Origin of the sequence: Streptosporangium sp. NPDC006013 (genome assembly GCF_040614275.1) — a bacterium.
In the GTDB taxonomy this organism is placed as follows: domain Bacteria; phylum Actinomycetota; class Actinomycetes; order Streptosporangiales; family Streptosporangiaceae; genus Streptosporangium.
This window is the reverse complement of sequence record NZ_JBEXUE010000648.1, coordinates 1-4,603: the sequence shown is the minus strand read 5'-3', so window position 1 is coordinate 4,603 and position 4,603 is coordinate 1. Positions and strand designations below refer to the sequence as shown.

General features: G+C 70.6%; 4 protein-coding genes. 2 read left to right on the top strand and 2 right to left on the bottom strand.

Going from position 1 to position 4,603, the window contains the following annotated elements; genetic code table 11:
- A partial coding sequence (locus tag ABZ260_RS47015; protein ID WP_355631371.1) for a HAMP domain-containing sensor histidine kinase occupies positions 1 to 572 on the top strand: 572 nt, incomplete at its 5' end.
- Positions 573 to 712: 140 nt separating this feature from the next.
- Entirely contained in the window at positions 713 to 2,131 is a 1,419-nt protein-coding gene (locus ABZ260_RS47010; RefSeq protein WP_355631368.1) for an aspartate aminotransferase family protein, read from the top strand.
- 9 nt (positions 2,132 to 2,140) lie between these two features.
- Here ABZ260_RS47010 and folP read toward each other — a convergent pair whose 3' ends face one another.
- Together folP and ABZ260_RS47000 are read right to left on the bottom strand one after the other, a co-directional pair.
- A complete protein-coding gene (gene folP, locus ABZ260_RS47005) occupies positions 2,141 to 2,974 on the bottom strand; it encodes a dihydropteroate synthase (RefSeq protein WP_350920427.1) in 834 nt (277 codons plus the stop codon).
- Positions 2,975 to 3,061: 87 nt separating this feature from the next.
- Complete coding sequence (locus ABZ260_RS47000) at positions 3,062 to 3,931, bottom strand: LysR family transcriptional regulator (RefSeq protein WP_030909189.1); 870 nt, start codon at positions 3,929 to 3,931, stop codon at positions 3,062 to 3,064.
- Positions 3,932 to 4,603: the final 672 nt, after the last annotated feature.

The window sequence follows — 4,603 nt, the reverse complement described above, 5'->3', positions numbered from 1 at the left end:
GTGACGGCACCGGCGTCCACCTTTCCGTTTTCGACGGCGGGCTCGATGTCGGCGAAGTCGAGGGCACCATGCGCCTGTCCCGGCTGGCCGAGGACCTGCTCGCGCTGGCCCGCCTGGACGAGCGCGGCGGCACACCGGCGCGCAGGGAGCCGGTGGAACTGGACCAGCTGGTCCAGCAGACCGTCGAGCGGTACGGCCAGGCCGTCACTGTGAAGATCGACGACGGCCCGATGGTGACGACGGGGGACGCGCTGGATCTGGGACGGGTGCTGGTCAACCTGGTCGACAACGCGCTGCGGCACACCCGCACCGTTGTGCTGGTCGAGTTGCGGGACGAGGGAGCCGACGCCGTGCTGACCGTCACCGACGACGGGCCCGGCATTCCCGGGCCCGACCGGGAGCGGGTGTTCGACCGGTTCACCCGGCTGGACAGCGCGCGCAGCCGCGACGAGGGCGGGGCCGGTCTTGGCCTGGCGATCGTGCGCGAGACGGTGCACGCCCACGGCGGCGCGGTCCACCTGGAGGACGCCGCACCGGGCCTCCGGGCGGTCGTACGGCTTCCCCTGTCCTGAGCGGGGCCTGTCGACCGTCTCCTTGCCACCGGATTCCCCGGCGCCACGATCCGTATGATCCTGGGGTACTCCCCTGCGGCCTCTGCGGGCCGCGTCCCTTCCGGCACGCGAGCCGTGCGAGCCGTCCCCCGAGGAGACCGATGAGCCTGCCTGACAAGGGCCGCAGCACCGAGGAACTGCTCGCCGAGATCACCCGCCTCAAGCGGGACGACCTGCCGGTGCGCGGCGGCAAGGTGACCGCGTACGTCTACGACACCGGGCGCCCCGAGGTGCACGAGGCCGCCGCCAGGGCCTACTTCGAGATGCTTGAGGTCAACACCCTCGACCCGACGGCGTTCCCCAGCGTCGTGGAGATGGAGAAGCAGGTCGTCGGCGCGGTCGCCGAACTGCTCGGCGGAGGGTGGGGCATCTTCACCAGCGGCGGCACCGAGTCGATCATGCTGGCGGTGAAGGCGGCCCGGGACTCCGGGAAGACCGGGGGCCGCCCCCGGATGGCGGTCCCGGTGACCGCGCACCCGGCCTTCCACAAGGCCGCGCACTACCTGGGGGTCGTGGTGGACCCGGTGCCGGTGGACCCGGTGACCTTCCGGGCCTCCCCCGCGGCCGTCGAGGCCGCGATCAGCGAGGACACCGTCCTGGTGGTCGCCTCGGCTCCGTCCTACCCCCAGGGCGTGATCGATCCGATCTCCGAGATAGCCGCGATCGCCGCCGCGCGCGGCGTGCCGTGTCACGTGGACGCCTGCGTGGGCGGGTGGCTGTTGCCGTGGCTGCGCGAGGCCGGGGCGAGTGTTCCGCCCTTCGACCTGTCGGTTCCCGGGGTCACGTCTCTCTCGTGCGACCTGCACAAGTTCGGCTACTCCCCCAAGGGCGCGTCGGTCGTGCTGTTCGCCGACCCGGCGCTGCGGCGCCGGGCGTACTTCGCCTCGGCGTCGTGGCCCGGCTACACGGTGATCAACGCCACGGTGCAGAGCTCGAAGTCCGCCGGCCCGCTGGGCGGCGCGTGGGCCACCTTCCAGGCCCTGGGCAGGGAGGGCTACCTGGAACTCGGCCGCACCACCCTGGCGGCGGCCCGCATGCTCCGCGAGGGCATCGCGAAGATCCCGGGGCTGCGGGTGCTCGGCGACCCCGAGTCCGCGCTGGTCGCCTTCGGCTCGGACGAGGTGGACGTGTTCGTACTGTCCGACGAGGCCAGGAAGCGGGGGTGGTTCCTGCAGCCGCAGCTGTCGTACGCGGGTATCCCGGCCAACATTCACATCACGGTGACCGGGGTGACCCTGCGGGGTGTCGAGGCGATGCTGGAGGTGATCGCGGAGGCGGCGGAGGCGGCCCGCGGGCGCGGCCCCGCGCGGTTGCCCGAGGGGCTGGTGGAACTGATCGCGGAACTGGACCTGGACACGCTGGACGACGAGACCTTCGGCGAGCTGGCGGCCTCGGTCGGGGTGGATCTGGGCGGTTCCGGACAGCCGGAGATGGCCGTGGTCAACGCCGTCCTGGACGCCCTTCCCGCCGACCGCCGGGAGGCCATCCTGATCCGCTTCCTGTCGGTCATCTACTCCTGACGCGCCGCGTCATCGCCGGAGCCTGGCGACGGTCGCCAGGGCGGCGCGGGCGGACGCGGCGTCGTGGACCCGGAACACCCGGGCGCCCTGCCAGGCGGAGACCGCCAGCGTGGCCATGGTCCCCGCGTGGCGCTCGTCCACCGGGAGCCCGCCGAGGGTCTCACCGACGAAGTCCTTGTTGGAGACCGCGACGAGCACCGGCCAGCCGGTGCCGACCATCTCGTCCAGGCGACGGCTGATCTCCAGGGAGTGCCAGGTGTTCTTGCCGAAGTCGTGCGCCGGGTCGATGAGGATCGACTCCCTGGACACTCCCGCGGCGACGGCGCGTTCGGCGAGGTCGACGGTGTAGCCGATGACGTCGGCGACCACGTCGGCGTAGGCGATGCGGTGCGGGCGGGTGCGGGGGGCGACCCGTCCCGCGTGCGCGCAGACCAGGCCGATGCCGTGCTTGGCCGCGACGGATGCCAGGTTGGGGTCGACCCCGCCCCAGGTGTCGTTGAGCAGGTCGGCGCCCGCCTCCGCGACGACCTCGCCGACCTCCGCACGCCAGGTGTCGACGCTGATGATGAGCCGGGGGTGGCGCCGCCTGACCTCGGCGACCAGGTCGGCCACCCTGCGGATCTCCTCCGCGGGGTCGACCTCGTCACCGGGACCCGCCTTGACACCGCCGATGTCGACGATGTCCGCGCCTCCGGCGACGGCACCGTCCACCGCCTCCAGGGCCGCCGCGAAACCGTAGGTCCTTCCCCGGTCGAAGAAGGAGTCGGGGGTGCGGTTGACCACCGCCATGATCGCGAACTCACCGGGCCGGAACTCACGGCCTCGCAGGTGCAGAGTAGTCATCGAGACCGAGCCTATAGCCCGGTGTCGGAGAGGACGGCGCTCCCACCTGCGCCGCCTCTGGGGGGAAACTGACGAGCCTCGGGGCTCCTACGCGGCCGACCCACTTTCGGCCACGGACAGGAACTCCTGGGCGATGGCGGGCAGCCGCCGTCGCGCGTGAACGATGGCGATCACCCGGCGGACCGAGGGATCGAGGGTGCGGACCACGAGTCCGGCGCGGGCGGCCTGCTCGGCCATCCCCCGGTACCAGAGCATCGAGGCCGTACCCGAACGGACGGTGCTCAGCCAGTTGCCGCGCTCGTCGAGCTGCGTCGCCACCACGGGGGCCACACCGTGCTTGGCGAAGAGCGCGTCGAACTCCCTGCGCCGGGAGCTGCCGGGGACCGGCAGCACCAGGCGCATGCCGTTGAGTCTCCTCACCGGCACCGGGTCGGGCAGGTCCACGCCGGGCGGGGAGATCAGCACGATCTCCTGGCGCTCCAGCGGGTGGCTGACCAGATCGGTGGGGACGGGCAGGTCCGTCAGGCCGAGGTCGGCCCGCTGGTCCCTGATGGCGCTCACCACGCCGTCCCGCCCGTCACAGCGGACAATCTGAATGCGTACCCCGGGATGTTCCGCGGTGTACGCGGGGAGAAGGCGTCCGGCCAGCCCCGGCTCGAGGCTGGGTATCGAGGCGATGCGGAGCTCCGCCTCGGAGGTGTGGCCGTGCGTGGACAGTGCCTCGATCTCGCGAACGGCATCGAGTGCCTCCCTGGCCAGCTTGACCACCCGGCGCCCCTGTGCCGTGACGACCACGCCACGTCCGGAACGCGCGAACAATGTCATCCCGAGCTCTCGTTCCAGATCCCTGATCGCACGGGAGAGCGCGGGTTGTGCGATGTACAGCGATCTGGCCGCGTCGGTCATGGTGCGATGCTCCGCCGTCGCGACCACATAGCGGAGCTGCTGCAGATTCATGACTTGAAGCTAGGTCACGAGCCCCGGATCGGTCCGGCACATCGCGGAGATCACCTCGGCTGATTTCGGAATGTAATCGAACGCAGCGACATCCGTGACGGATGATAAATCAGTATGCTTACGCCCCAAATTTGGCAAAGGTCCGGACCTGTGGCGCAGACCGGGAGCTCGTGTTCGCGGGGAGACAGCTTGGCAGCCAACGAACGACACCCTCCACCGCGGGGACAGACCACATCCGGCACCACCCGTAAGAGCGACTCAGGGCCGCCCTCGGCCTGCACCGCACCGGCTGGGGAAACCCCGCCCCCGCCTCGCGGCACCCCCGTGACCAGGGGTTTCCGGTGAGCGACGACCGGTGTCCGTACCGGCCGCGAGAAGAACGGGGCATGGCGGTGCGACATCCGGCCGGCACCGACCCCGTACTGGCGTCATAGGTTAAGAGACCATTTACCGTAGATTGGTCATCTGTCTGTCATGTCCAGGTATGGGGACTAGAATCCTGGCAAATTCCGTTCAATCGGGGAGCCTTGGCTGTTTTGCCAGGTGGACCGGGGCAAAACGTAGTAGGAAGCGGTGTGACGATGCACCTTGGTCCCGCCAGGAAGGCGGGGCGGGAGTTGAATCGGGAATCACGTGGCCATCTCCCTCAGTTCGTCGGGGGCTGCGGTGGGT

Coding starts and splice junctions, on each gene's coding strand:
- folP (WP_350920427.1), bottom strand. CDS start 2,974: ATGACTACTCTGCACCTGCGAGGCCGTGAGTTCCGGCCCGGTGAGTTC.
- ABZ260_RS47010 (WP_355631368.1), top strand. CDS start 713: ATGAGCCTGCCTGACAAGGGCCGCAGCACCGAGGAACTGCTCGCCGAG.
- ABZ260_RS47000 (WP_030909189.1), bottom strand. CDS start 3,931: ATGAATCTGCAGCAGCTCCGCTATGTGGTCGCGACGGCGGAGCATCGC.